The sequence below is a fragment of the Paraflavitalea soli genome (assembly GCF_003555545.1).
GTDB classification, from domain to species: Bacteria; Bacteroidota; Bacteroidia; order Chitinophagales; family Chitinophagaceae; genus Paraflavitalea; species Paraflavitalea soli.
In genome coordinates this window covers 7,611,394-7,624,216 of sequence record NZ_CP032157.1, presented here as the reverse complement: position 1 = coordinate 7,624,216, position 12,823 = coordinate 7,611,394, and the positions used below count along the sequence as shown (strand labels likewise).

General features: G+C 45.5%; 8 protein-coding genes. 1 reads left to right on the top strand and 7 read right to left on the bottom strand.

The features are described from left to right. Positions 1-195: 195 nt before the first annotated feature. A complete protein-coding gene (locus tag D3H65_RS33095; protein WP_162915873.1) occupies positions 196-417 on the bottom strand; it encodes a hypothetical protein in 222 nt (73 codons plus the stop codon). A gap of 126 nt (positions 418-543) precedes the next feature. Here D3H65_RS33095 and radC point away from each other — a divergent pair, with 126 nt between their 5' ends. Beyond that, positions 544-1,236, top strand: coding sequence for a RadC family protein (gene radC, locus D3H65_RS29375; RefSeq protein WP_119053723.1), 693 nt, complete (start codon positions 544-546; stop codon positions 1,234-1,236). Positions 1,237-1,259: 23 nt separating this feature from the next. Here the strand turns inward: radC and D3H65_RS29370 are convergent, their stop codons facing one another. The 6 genes from D3H65_RS29370 to D3H65_RS29345 form a co-directional block, all read right to left on the bottom strand. Further along, positions 1,260-1,574 carry a DUF3467 domain-containing protein gene (locus tag D3H65_RS29370; protein WP_119053722.1) on the bottom strand — a complete coding sequence of 105 codons (315 nt, stop codon included), beginning with the start codon at positions 1,572-1,574 and terminating at the stop codon, positions 1,260-1,262. Positions 1,575-1,691: 117 nt separating this feature from the next. After that, a complete protein-coding gene (locus tag D3H65_RS29365) occupies positions 1,692-3,227 on the bottom strand; it encodes a SusD/RagB family nutrient-binding outer membrane lipoprotein (protein WP_119053721.1) in 1,536 nt (511 codons plus the stop codon). A 20-nt stretch (positions 3,228-3,247) separates the two neighbouring features. Continuing rightward, a complete protein-coding gene (locus D3H65_RS29360; RefSeq protein ID WP_119053720.1) occupies positions 3,248-6,430 on the bottom strand; it encodes a SusC/RagA family TonB-linked outer membrane protein in 3,183 nt (1,060 codons plus the stop codon). 368 nt (positions 6,431-6,798) lie between these two features. Then, positions 6,799-7,806, bottom strand: coding sequence for a DUF1735 domain-containing protein (locus D3H65_RS29355; RefSeq protein ID WP_162915872.1), 1,008 nt, complete (start codon positions 7,804-7,806; stop codon positions 6,799-6,801). A 33-nt stretch (positions 7,807-7,839) separates the two neighbouring features. Further along, positions 7,840-9,282 carry a SusD/RagB family nutrient-binding outer membrane lipoprotein gene (locus D3H65_RS29350; RefSeq protein ID WP_119053718.1) on the bottom strand — a complete coding sequence of 481 codons (1,443 nt, stop codon included), beginning with the start codon at positions 9,280-9,282 and terminating at the stop codon, positions 7,840-7,842. A gap of 26 nt (positions 9,283-9,308) precedes the next feature. After that, the gene (locus D3H65_RS29345) at positions 9,309-12,542 is read right to left on the bottom strand and encodes a SusC/RagA family TonB-linked outer membrane protein (RefSeq protein ID WP_119053717.1); all 3,234 of its coding nucleotides are present in this window, start codon (positions 12,540-12,542) and stop codon (positions 9,309-9,311) included. Positions 12,543-12,823 lie beyond the last annotated feature (281 nt).

The window sequence follows — 12,823 nt, the reverse complement described above, 5'->3', positions numbered from 1 at the left end:
GCATACCGCGTTAATATGCGGCGAAGATAAAGCGAAGGAAAGGGATTTAATAGTTACTGTGGAGGAAATTTTCCCTACAACTGAATTAAAACTGATATCCTGATACAGCCGCACAAAGCTTGCCAGCGGTATCAGGATATCATTTGCACCAGTGTCGCAACACCGGCCATGGTCACAAATGATTGGTAATTGTGATTATTTGGTAACTGTGAGTAAAACCTGCTTACCCGCACTGGCCGGAGCCGCAGTTTGGGCAGCTACTTCGCTTTTACGCACAATAGATGTCTTGGGATTCAGGACATGAAAGATGGCTGAGCAAATGAAAATGGAGAAGCAAAGCGCTACGCAATACATGCCTATGCAGAATAGAAAAGGCTGATAGCCACCGATTGCTAAAAAAGTAGTTTTCCGTTTCATGGGGATGTGGATTAACGAGTTTCGAAAAAGGATTGGATTTTCTTTAACAATAACGACAGAAAGGTATGCTTATTACCCGCTGTGGTTATTATTACAAGGCTGAAAATTAACAGAATCTTTCAATACATGCAAGCGAAGAATTACCCTATCAAAGACTGGGCAGAAGACGACAGGCCCAGGGAAAAACTACTTAGCAAAAGTCCCAATACCCTGAGCAATTCGGAATTATTGGCCATCCTGATCCAATATGGGATCAAAGGAAAGTCGGCCGTAGACCTGGCCCAGGATATTATGCGGTTCAGTAAAAACGACCTGAATAACCTTTTTAAGGTGACTGTCAAGGAGTTAATGAGCGTAAAAGGTGTAGGCATGACCAAGGCTGTGTCTATTGTGGCAGCATTGGAACTGGGGCGCCGCCGCCATGCCCTGGAATCTTTTGCCGGATCGGTGGTTACCAATAGCCGGGATGTAGCCCAATACCTGCGTACGCTTTTGAGGGACCGTCCTTCCGAGGTATTTGCCGTCATGTACCTCAGCCAATCCAACAGGATCACCCATTTTCATATTGTAAGTGAAGGAGGGATTACCGGCACTATTGCGGATCCCCGGCTCATTATTAAGCAGGCGCTGGAAGAAAATGCCGTCAACCTGATATTATGCCATAACCACCCTTCCGGTAACCTGCAACCCAGTGCGGCCGACCAGTTACTCACGCAAAAGATCAAGCAGTCCGCCCTTTTGTTCGACATCAAAGTGCTGGACCATATCATCGTGAGCGAAGAAGGATATTACAGTTTTGCTGATGAAGGCACTTTGTGAGTGCAGGACCAATCCTCCACTCCTTAAGCTTGTGCACTGGGACCACCGAAATTCAGGGGCAGTTGTACTTCCTCCAGGTCCTGTATTTTACCGTTGAGGGATTCAAAGCGGTTCACATTCTCCGTAAGGGCTTTCATAAACCGCTTGGCATGCTGAGGCGTAAGGATAATGCGTGATTTTACCTTGCTTTTGGGAGTGCCAGGCATTACATTCACAAAATCGATAACAAACTCCGCATGTGAGTGTGTTATGATGGCCAGGTTGGCATATACACCTTCGGCTATTTCTTCGCTGATCTCTATATTAAGTTGGTTCTGCTGCTGATTTGCGTTATCCATTGCCTATAAAATTAAGCTGTAAAAGTAGGATAGTTTGCGGTGGCAGCCAAAGCAAACAAAACAGGCTGACCTCATACCGAGACCAGCCTGTTTTGTTATGAAAGAATTTACCGGCGTTTAGTCAACGTCCCAGAATATCTTGGTATCAAATGCACTGATGGCACCCTGGGCCTTTACATTGGCCTCATTGCTCGACTCTTCCGTTTGGGGATAGAAAAGACGGGAAGGTCTCTTCGCGCCAACAGCAGCAGAGGCTGAAGCAGGTGTTTCCGGGAAATTGGTACGGCGGTACTCACTCCAGGCTTCCAAACCACCATAATGCACCAATGCCAGCCATTTTTGCATCCAGATAGCTTTCAGCTTGTCAGTGGAAGCCGTCCAATCGGCCAGGTCTTTGCCACTGGTCAATAAGGTCGTAGCCGCAGATGAAGCCGTTCCTGTAAGGCGGAAGGATTCTTTAACTCCCTGCTCATAATATTCCTGGGCAGTTAGCGGCAGATTTACAGCGCCTCCATAACGTTGTTTGGCTTCGGCCAGCAGCAGGAAGCTTTCAGCGGCTGTAAACAATACCATGGGTTTATTAAATACGCCACGAACAATCTGGGCGGGCCCGATGTACGAAGAGTTCTGGGCAAGGTAGCCTGAGCTCGCACCAAAAGGAACCGCCACATAATGTTTGAGCGTATCTCCTTTTGCACTTACACCCGGGTTGCTCTGATTCTCCCCTCCTGCTGCATAGAACAGGCGTTTGAGACGAAAAGTGTCATTGGAAGCTTTCATCACATCAAAGAGGAATACAGTAGGACGTGGATAACGACCCAATGGACGCACCGCATTATTGGCCTGGTATCCCCAGCGGTCATAGAAAGGATTGGTCTTTCCATCGCTGGCAATGTATCCGGGATTGCTGGTCACATCCTGGCCGGCAGCCAGGAACCCTTCTGTTACGGCTACAGCCTTGTTGATCTCGGCAGTAATATAACCATCGCGGCCGGCTATTTTACTTTGCCTGATCAGTAAACGCAGCTTAAGGCTATTGGCAAAGCGTACCCAGTTGGTGGCGTTACCTTTAAAAATAATATCGGCATTAACACCTGCAGCACCGAACACATTTGCTTTCACATCGGCAATGGCCGCATCCAGCAACTTGATCAGGTCTTCATAAATAGCCTTTTGATCATCAAACTTGGGAGCCAGGCTACCAGTTCCTTTCAAGGCATCGGAATAAGGCACATTGCCATATACATCCACCAACTGTTGCATGATATAAGCCTTCATTATTTTGGCAGGCCCTTTCATATAGGGCTGTGGCTGCGCATGATCATCGGCCGTATCAATCACATACTGATAATCTTTCAGGATATCATACCAGGTATCCCAGAAGTTGAAGTTGGTATTGTTAAAGATATATTGAAATTGAGACGGGCTGATGATATAGGTGCTGGACTGTGTCCACTGCCCGCTCCAATAAGAACCAAGCTCATTGGGATCAAGTACAGCAGCTGTACGATTGGCCGCTGCCGTGAATACAAAATCCGGTGTGGAAGTAGGCAACTGATTGGGGTTGGTATTAATATCCAACCACTTCTTCTGGCATCCACTCAATGCAACAGCAATACAAAGAATGGGAATTATTGAATGACGTAGTTTCATGATCACTTTGTATTTAGCAGTTATTTAAAAGTCAGGTTTACGTTGATACCATATTGACGAACAGGTGGTGTTTGGCTGGTATTATTGATACCTAAACCATTACCTGTAGTAAAGCTGTACTCAGGATCTGTAAAATCGTTCTTGGAATCTACAATAGTAATCAGGTTACGACCATATAATGAGATACTGGCGCCGGCAAATACTTTTGTCTTGGCAATGAAGGCAGCGGGGAAGTTGTAAGACAGGTTGATATCCCGCAGCTTAATGAACCAGCCTGGAACGGTGAAGTTCTCAGCAATAAGACGATAGTAATCTACCCACAGAGAATATTCGGCCTCAGCAACATTTACGTTGTTATTCGGAACAAATTTGCCCGTACCATCATCGTAAGCTGAATTGGGGAATACATGTGGTGCGCGATCAGCTGTCCAGCCACCGGAACCGGTAAAGGTCATCTGACGGCCAAGGTCACTATAGATTACATTACCACCACGGTATTCAAAGTTGACAGCCAGGGTGAAATCCTTATACCCTGCTTTGGTACCCCAGCCAAGAATATGCTTAGGTAATGCGCGACCGAGGTTCTTTAATGGCCCCTGAGAAGGATAACCTGTGGTCTTATTTACAATTACCCTGCCTGAAGCTTCATCACGCACATAAGAAATGGCCTTGATCGAAGGGAAGGCTTCCTTGTTGATCACATAAGATCCGGCATAAGAATAACCGCTTAACAGGAAATCATTAACACCAGGATACAGTTCGATCACCTTGTTGTCGTTCTGAGAATAACGAACGCTGAAATCCCAGTTGAAATTCTGATTACGGATGATCTGTACTTTCAGGTCTGTTTCATATCCCCAGTTCCTGGATTTACCTACGTTCAAACGAAGGTTGTTATACCCTGTAGAATTCGGTATCTTAACTGTGATCACCTGATCGGTAGTCGTTTGTGTATAGTAAGTAAAATCCAGGTTTACACGGTTATTGAACAACTGGAACTCTCCACCTACTTCAAAAGAATTTACTTTTTCAGGTTTGAGGTTATTGTCTGGCAATACATCACCAACGGTCAAACCAACTGTGTTGCCATAAGGGAAACCACCGGCATTGGGATAAGTAAGGTCAAGACCGTACAGTGGAATATTATCAGCTACGTTCTTGCTGTATCCTGCGCGCAGCTTTGCATAATCCAATACGCCGGTTTGAAGACCAGGGATCAGATCAGTTAAGTTGGTAGAAATGTCCACTCCATAGTAAGGGTATTGATACAGACTGGTTGAACGGTTTTCCTTGTAAAACTTGGAAGTTCCATCCAAACGGAAGGTACCGTGTATAAACACCAAGTCTTTCCATCCTGTTAATAAGTCGGCATAATACCCATATTTCCGGTATTCCGTGTTGCCTTCACCACCGCCCAATTCACCCTGACGGTTAGCTACGTTGTTAACGCCAGGCACGACAATGGAACCAGAACTTACTTCCACTGTCTTCGTTTTCCTGTCGTACAAGCTAAAGCCCAATACACTTTTGAAACTCCAGTCGCCAAAATCTTTGTTCATCTGTACCTGGAACTCATTGTTCACAATGTTCTCAACAGCATTCATATCATACACGCTGCCGGCAATATCAGTACCTGTACGGGTGATGCCTTCGCCATCATCCTGATCCCAGGGATCGGGTACATAGGCTTTAGTTTTGGCCCAGGCGCTGTAAGAGTATTTTGCCACCGTATTCTTCTGGCTGCGGGTATTGTTGAGGATACCCAGTTTATTGTACAAATTCATCCAGCTGAAGATCTTATAGTTCAATTCCACATTTCCGGTAATATTGGCATCACCGTATTTGGTACGGTCATTATCCAGGCGGAAATAAGGGTTGGTAAAATAATCATTGTAATAAGCATTGGGGCTGGCAAATTTGTTGTTTCTCCAATCCCTCAACTTAGATAAAGGAATGTGTGCTGCCTGGTTGATCGTTTCATTATAGAAATCGAAGGTGGTACGATCATAATTGGCTTGCACATAAGCCAGGTTAAATCCAGCCTTCAACCGGCCAGACTCATGAGCAGCAGAAAGCCTTACACCGGTACGGCGGCTTTTGTCTTCGGGTACAACACCTTGCGCCAGGTTGTTCTCAAGAGACATATAAAAAGTGGTATTATCATTACCACCACTGAAAGAAACCTGGTTATTGGTAGTGAGGCCTGTATTCCAGATACGCCTTCTTTCGCCGGCAATCGCAGAATAAGGTAATTCATAAAAGCTTCCATCTTCCAACACACGGCCAACAGGGCGCATAGAACCATCATATTGGTCACCAAATTGCTGGTTCTCATAAGAGCGCCAGTTATCCTTCATACGGTCGAGGTAATTGGGCTTCCAGGCACCGGTACCAAAGCCGGCTGCATAGTGTGAACCACTACCATATTTGTCCTGGTATTCGGGCAGGAAACTGATCTGTTCAATATTCGTGGCGTTACTGTAAGTAACTTTCATTTTGCCTTTTGAACCCTTCTTTGTAGTAATAACCAGGGCGCCGTTTACACCATCAGATCCATATAAGGTAGCAGCCTGTCCACCTTTAAGGATTGAGATGCTTTCAATGTCGTTGGGATTCAGCAGGTTCAGCATAGTAGCCGAGCCGGGCGGCATGGGCAATCCATCGATCACTACCAGGGCGTCGTTGTTACCTGTCATAGAGCGATAGCCGCGCAATACGATTTTCACTGCGGGGTCTACCGAGTTGTTGACGTTGAAGATAGCCAGGCCAGACACTTTGCCCGATAAGCTTTGTGCTATTTGCGGCGACCTGCCCACCGTAATATCTTCGTTGGTTACCCTGGCTACTGAATAGCCTAATTCCTTGGGTCTCCGGCGAATGCCCTGGGCCGTTACAATCACCTCATCCAATGATTTATTTGATTGCAAACCAGCCGTTAACGTGAGGTTATTACCCACCGCCAGTTCCTGCGCGTCATAACCGGCAGCGGTTATCACCAACACATCGGAGGGAGAAGCTTCAATAATAAAAGTGCCATTTTGATCAGCAGAGGATCCTGTAGTTTTTCCTTTGATCCTGATAGTGGCAAAAGGGATGGGGATGCCTTTTGCGTCTGTGACTTTACCAGTGACTTTTCTGGATTGGGACAGTGCAGGTAATGCAATGACCACCAGCACTGCGAGCAGTGATAGAATTTTTCTCATGTGACTGTTGAGTTTTAGTTTAGAACGGTTTAAAAGTAGGGAATTTTTATACTTTTAAAAAAAAATTAACAAATATTAATTGCGTGCCAGCGAAATACGATTCGTTTATTCATGGCTTTGCTTTCCTGTATTACCATTTTCAGCCAAACCGATCGCACCCATGCAAAAACCTGCAATCATTCCCTACCTAACAGTAACCAATAGACAAAAATGATAATTGAAAAGCTGCAATAAAAATCAAATACTCCCGGAAGCTGATCACAAAGTCACTAATGCGTTTGTATTGTATTATGCAAAAAGGAGTTAACCTCAAAAAAAAATGCCCCTGTCAAACAGGGGCATTCTATTATATAATGGCCTGAACCTTATTAACGGGCGCGGACATACTTCCATTCTTCGTTTATGATAGAACGGATATTGTTTGGCGGAGCAGGATTAAGATTGGCAAACTGCTTCATCCAATAAATGATCTTTACCGTCTTGGTCGCTTCATCATACGCATTAACGCCACTGGGGTCCAGTTCGGCAGAACGTTTGTTGCCACCTGACATTTGGCCATAGTAGTTCGTTACACTGGCTATCTTATCAGTAGCAGGATCAAAAGTTACTATAAGACCGAAACTTCCGTACAGTGACCAGTTCTGCGCACCCAAGTCCCAGATGGGCACACAAGGTACACCCTGGTAGGTTTCGCTAACTACCACACACTGGGTAGCACTTAATGTTTGTAGACTGTATTCAACATCTACACCATAACCACCGGGGTCATCATAAATACCAGTAAGGTTAGGATTCACCAGGTCTGTCATCGTACCTGAAGCTACATAAATTCCATCCCATTTATTTTTGATACTGATGAGCACCAGCACATCCTTTTTCCCGGTTGTAATGGGCTTACCGCCTGCGTCACTGATGGTAAAGCCTAATGCATACTTTTTGGACAGGTCCCATTTGGAACCATTCAGCTTTATCGTAAATTCCTTTGAAAACTCACCAGCCCCCATGCTCATCTGATAAATGCCACTGGCAAAAGGATTACCTGGATCTAAGGTGTACAGGCTATCGGGCAGTTTCTCATAATCAGCGCTATTGGCTGCATTGTAAGTGGCAATGAGCGTAGGGTTGGGCGTTAATTTAACGGTCAATGGCGTATTCAGCTCAGCTCCGGAATTGGCATCTTTACGCAAGCTGAATAACTCCACCGTTCTTATTTCAGTAAAAGGTTCAAAGAAGATCGCATTTTGAGGCGACTCCAGTAATTTGACAAATGTGCTTCCCTGGGTAGTAGTATCATCTACTTCGTCCTTGATACAGGCAGTGAACAACAGGGAGATCCCTACCCCCAGGAGCATTTTTTTGAGTATGTTGAATTTCATATACATTCAGTTTTATTGGTGTTAAGGTCGGGGTTATTGATCCCACCATACTTTGGAATCTTGCGTATCGCCGCCGGGCATAGCCGCCGCCACTGCTTTTACAACAGCATTATTCGTTCCGTATTCATGGTCCCCAAAAGTCATGCGACGAACAATTTGTTTGGAAGAATTGGTGGCATCAGGAGCAGGGACCAACACAGGGAATCCCGTTCTTCTCCATTCACTCCAGCCTTGTAAGCCATCGGGATAAGTAGCGATCCAACGCTGCGTAGCAATTTGTTTCAGGTTGGCGCCTGTTCCGGTAGGTGCAGTAAAGGCCACGTTTGTTTGCGTAAAATAACCGGCAGCAGGAGCAGCCAGTTCCCATTGAGCAAATGATGCTTTGATACCATCCTGGAATAAAGTTTGTGCATTTTCGGTAGTCCATCCGCGATCAGCGGCTTCTGCACGTGCTAGTAGTACATTTGAAGCACTTAATATGATTACAGAACCTGTTTGCAGTCTGTAAGAACCCCGCAGTATGCGGGCCCACCCTGGGTTAGCAGCAGTAAATGCCTCTGCTTTGGTTCTTTCCAGGCCATAAGGAACACCAATATTGGAGCTTACATTGTAATCGGGCGAAGCCGGCAATTCTGACTTGCCGCCAAAAGCCACCTGACGACCATCACCCAAAGCGCTCATCATGTCGGTCATGGTTTTACTTTCAGCCACATCCTTTCTTCCATCATACACGCTAAAATAAGGGCATTTAAAGGCATCGCCGGGGTAAGTCACTTTCAGGTTGTCCTCATTGGTAGTAATGATCCCTCCCGGAGCAGTCAGCGCAGCTTTCAACTGCGTAGCCGCATAGTCACCGGCGCCAGGGAACCTTTTGGACAAACGTAAAGCCATTAAGATCCGCACGGAATTGGCAAACTTTTTCCATTTGGCCACGTTACCGTTGGCGACCACATCCCCACCAAGAAAAGAATTATCCATAGCCGCAGCAGCTTCTGTTAATTCTTTGATAACACCTTCATAAATGGTTTTTTGCGGATCGTACTTCGGATTGGGGTTTCCTTTCAACGCCTCGGTATAGGGCACATCGCCCCAACGGTCAGTTATTGTCCAGAATATATAGGCTTTAATGATGCGGGCCAGTTGCTTTTGGTTGTTCGTAGCATCCTTAAGCTTGGTCAGGTATTCACAATCATATAAAACACCGGCGTACTCATCCCTGAAATCAGCCTTCGGCACACTGTACAGGGAGGCATCGGTATATTGTGTTTCAGAAAAATACTGGCAATACAATCCACCCCTACCCTGGGCTGCATACCCTCCGAAGCCCGCTGTGATGCTGGTCAGCAAAGCACTGGGGATGGGTGTGCCGGTAGTACCAGGATTAACATTGGTATCTCCGAAATCTTTTAACTTATTACAGCTTGTCATTACAACCAGTGGCAACAGCAGTACTGGTATATATTTTTTAATGTTCATGATTTAACGCTTTTAGGATAATCAAATTAAAAACCTACACGAAGGTTAAAACCAATACCACGTGTTCCGGGCAGGTTACCCGCTTCACCACTCAGGCTGCTGATCTCAGATGGATCAAAGTCTTTGGTTTCAGCATAGATCAACAACAGGTTCCGGGCTACGATAGAGAAATTGGCCCGGTTGATCCACTTGTCAATACCCAGCTTTTTTAAAGGGATATTGTAGCCTATGGATAATTCACGCAGTTTCACATACGTAAGGTCATACACAAACTCATCGAAGGTCCTGTTGTTATACATGTTATGATAGTAGTCCTGTGCTTCCACGTAATGGTCTACAGGTTTACCATCCTTATCTACACCAAATATGTGCATGCCCCCGCCATCGGCTACCGCATCACGGATAGGATTGCCTTTATCGTTCACTGCTGCTGTGCGGGCAGTAAGACCGGAATAAGATCCCCACATATCAGACAGGGAGAAGAATTTACCACCCTTCTGATAATCGATGTTTACGTTAACGGTGAAATTTTTATATATTTCAAAGTTGTTCTGGATACCACCGGTATATTTAGGCAGTACGTTTCCATAAAACGTTTCGGCCTGAGCAACATAAAAACCATCGTCGTCCAATACAGGTTGTCCATTGATACGTTTGATACCACTGCCGAAGATCTGCCCCCATTCTTTTCCTTCTTCATGTACCAGGATGGGCCCGGTAGTTCCCCACAAACCTTCCACGGAGATGCGCTTAACCTGGTCGGCTATTTTTACGACCTTATTTTCCAGCAAGCGTCCCCAGGTAGCATTGACCTCCCATTTGAAGTTAGGAAGCCAGAAGGGACGGGCATTAAATTGTACATCAATACCTTTTTTAGTGATCTCACCCGTATTGATGAGGATGGAGGTAAAGCCGCTGGCGCCATTAACCGGTACCGAGCGGGGAATGTTTTTTTCTGTACCATCCCAATAAGTAACACCGATACCAATACGGTTATTCAGGAATTTCAGGTCAAGGCCAATTTCTTTCTGGGCTTTCACAGCACCACGGATGGCAGAGTCCACCAATTCATTGGGTGTGCTCATCAGGAAATTACTTCCCCATGGATTGGCGCCCACCCCAAACTCAAAACCCGGATAACGATAAGCTCCGAATGTAGTGGAAGTGGCACCAAGGGCTTGTGGTATCTCACCCCAGGAAGCCCTGATCTTACCATAACTCAAAGCCGGCACCTTCAGCAGGTCGCTGAATACAAAAGAGACACCGAATGATTTGGATAATACATCGTTGTTATCCGGAGGCAATGTAGAAAACCAGTCGTTGCGCAAGGTGAAATCTCCAAACAGCATATTGCGCCAACCGATATCACCTTTTACCAATATGGCTTTGTATTTTTCTTCTGTTCTGCCATTACCAATAGTAGGTCTTCCTTTTGAATTGCTGACATTGAAGAGATCAGGCACATTCAATCCGTCCACTGTACTGGCAGAGTTGCTTTTGGAGATCCAACGGAAGAAGTCCGTTCCGGCATTGATACCAAACTGGAAATCATTGAGTTTTTTTGAATAGCTGGCCATTACCTCCAGGTTTTCCCGGTTGGAATAACTTTCACTGGTGCCATAAAAACCTTTACACTCAGGACAGTTACCGGTAGTTTGTGTACCGCTGGTCAGCAGGTTGGAACTGTATTTAGATTCACCCCAGGTAGTGTTTTGTTGCTTACGGTAAGTACCTCTTATGCGGAGATCGTTATTGATCTTATAGGTAAGCGAGACATCGCCATACAGTCTATCGAGACCATCGTTGTTTCTTACCAGGTCGGCCCAGGTATAGAAATTATACCAGTAGTTACCAGCATAGAAAGCAGAAGGATCATCGGATTTATAAGAAGTAGGATCATTGTGGTTCCAGCTGGCATAAATGCCTTCCGGTGTTCTCAATCCTCTCAGTTCTTTCATGATACCCATATCAAGATCGCGGTGAAACCACTGGTTGAAGGAGCCGGTGGATTGGTTGGAATAACCGTCATCAAAATCACCTTGTCTTTTTTGAGAAATATAATTCACGTTGGCGCTCAGCGTAAAATGCTGGTTCAGGTCCATGGCTGCATTCACATTGAGGGTATGTTTTTTAAGCCATGAACTGGGCAATATACCTTTCACGTCTATGTTGCCATAAGACACGCGCAGGTTCATATTATCCGTAGCTTTAGAGAAGCTGATGGAGTTATTATAAATGGAAGCCGTTTGAAAATAATCTTTTCCATTATCCGGTTGAGGATTCAGTTTGGCTGTTTTAAAAGAATAGGGTGTTCCTTCATACCAGGCATACCAGGGAATATATTCCTGTCCTACCATACGGGGCCCCCAGCTGGCATCATCAGAGTAGTTATGATAATATTTACCATCCAGCGCTTTCCAGGCATCCGGCTGGCCTGGTTTCCATACATATTGTGTCAGATCGGCATTACCGCCACCAGCATAGGTATTCTGGTAATTGGGCAATATGTAAACCTGCTCAAATTGGGCGCCTGTATTAAGATCAACGCCAATACCTTTTGCATTCTTCTTCGCCTTTTTTAAAGAGATAACAATGGCGCCGTTAGCTCCCTGTGAGCCGAACTGGGCTGCGGCAGCAGGTCCTTGCAGCACTGTAACATCTTCAATATCATCGATGTTGATGTCATTGGCGCTGGGTAAGATGGTACCATCCACTACGTAGATGACACCCTCATCACCTCCCAGGCCAGATGCTCCACGTAACCGAACATTACCCACGTTACCTAATTTGGCGGTAGACTGACCACGAAACTGGAGGCCGGATACTTTACCGGCCAGGGCACCATTGAGGTTTGTTTGGCGAATAACGTTCAGTTGTTCATTACTAACCACTTGTGCGTTGTAGGAAGTAGAACGTTGTGTTTTTTTCGTGTTGTAGGCACCCGTAACAACGACCTCAGCCAGGGCGTTGTTATTTTTTGCCAGGGTAATGGCCACGACGTTGCTGGCCCCTACCGTAACTTCTTTGGTAGTAAGGCTTTGTGCAGAAACTACTAAAATGTCGCCTTGCTTAACTTTTGCGGAGAAAGAGCCACTGGCATCGGAGACGAAGGCAACCTTGGTGCCCTTGATCACAACAGTGGCGAACGGAATGGGATCCCCTAACTCATCGGTAATCTTACCGGTGACAGTTTTGGTTTGCGCATATGCCAATACTGTATACAGTACCAGCACTGCGAGCAGTGTTAGAAATTTTCTCATGTGACTGTAATTTTTAAAAATGTGAACCGACGTAAATATAGGAACTTTCGTATAACCTCAAAAAAATGTTAAAATAGGATAGGAGCACGAAAAGGTAGACAAACGGGAAAAATAAAGTGCTGCAATGCTTTTCATGAAAAGTTTATGTGCCGGAGTCCATGAGTAGGGAAATATCTATGAACGTCAACATTTTATAGATCAGTTGCTGTCTGCGCCGTACAGATATATTTGACCATTTCGGGTGCACATTGCTGCGAAAAGTTGGGGTCCGGACCTGGCCA

Excerpts from the sequence above, each read along its gene's own strand:
- D3H65_RS33095 (WP_162915873.1), bottom strand. The coding sequence starts at position 417 with ATGAAACGGAAAACTACTTTTTTAGCAATCGGTGGCTATCAGCCTTTT.
- radC (WP_119053723.1), top strand. The coding sequence starts at position 544 with ATGCAAGCGAAGAATTACCCTATCAAAGACTGGGCAGAAGACGACAGG.
- D3H65_RS29370 (WP_119053722.1), bottom strand. The coding sequence starts at position 1,574 with ATGGATAACGCAAATCAGCAGCAGAACCAACTTAATATAGAGATCAGC.
- D3H65_RS29365 (WP_119053721.1), bottom strand. The coding sequence starts at position 3,227 with ATGAAACTACGTCATTCAATAATTCCCATTCTTTGTATTGCTGTTGCA.
- D3H65_RS29360 (WP_119053720.1), bottom strand. The coding sequence starts at position 6,430 with ATGAGAAAAATTCTATCACTGCTCGCAGTGCTGGTGGTCATTGCATTA.
- D3H65_RS29355 (WP_162915872.1), bottom strand. The coding sequence starts at position 7,806 with ATGAAATTCAACATACTCAAAAAAATGCTCCTGGGGGTAGGGATCTCC.
- D3H65_RS29350 (WP_119053718.1), bottom strand. The coding sequence starts at position 9,282 with ATGAACATTAAAAAATATATACCAGTACTGCTGTTGCCACTGGTTGTA.
- D3H65_RS29345 (WP_119053717.1), bottom strand. The coding sequence starts at position 12,542 with ATGAGAAAATTTCTAACACTGCTCGCAGTGCTGGTACTGTATACAGTA.